General features: G+C 70.5%; 1 protein-coding gene. It reads right to left on the bottom strand.

Translation table 11 applies throughout. The features are described 5' to 3' along the window. Positions 1 to 336: transposase family protein (locus tag FEF26_RS15595; RefSeq protein ID WP_138254429.1), on the bottom strand; the 336-nt coding region annotated here is incomplete at its 3' end. Between the last annotated feature and the right edge of the window lie 10 nt (positions 337 to 346).

The raw sequence follows: 346 nt of genomic DNA, 5'->3' as shown, positions 1-346 counted from the left end.
GCGCGAGAGCTTCGCGCGTGGCTCCGCCGCGGCGCTGGTGTCTTGGCGCCACACGTGTCCGCAGTCGGCACAGCGGTAGCGGCGCACTACAACTTCCAGCACGGTCGGTCGCCAGCCCAGCGGCTCGTGGGCCAACCGCCGGATCACGGTGTCACGAGCAGCGCCTTCGCTGCCGCACCGTCGGCACCACTGATCTGGTTCCACCACGCGGCACGCGAGGACCGCACGATCCGGTTCAAGTCGTTGCCCGATCACGCTCAGACCGAGGCCGTCGAGTCGAGCGAAGGCGGTCAGGTCAGGGCGGCCGAAGCCGGCCGGCGGGGTAGCGTCGGACACGTCGAGGTCT

Origin of the sequence: Nesterenkonia salmonea, assembly GCF_005771525.1 — a bacterium.
In the GTDB taxonomy this organism is placed as follows: Bacteria; Actinomycetota; Actinomycetes; order Actinomycetales; family Micrococcaceae; genus Nesterenkonia; species Nesterenkonia salmonea.
This window is presented reverse-complemented; position numbering and strand designations above follow the sequence as displayed.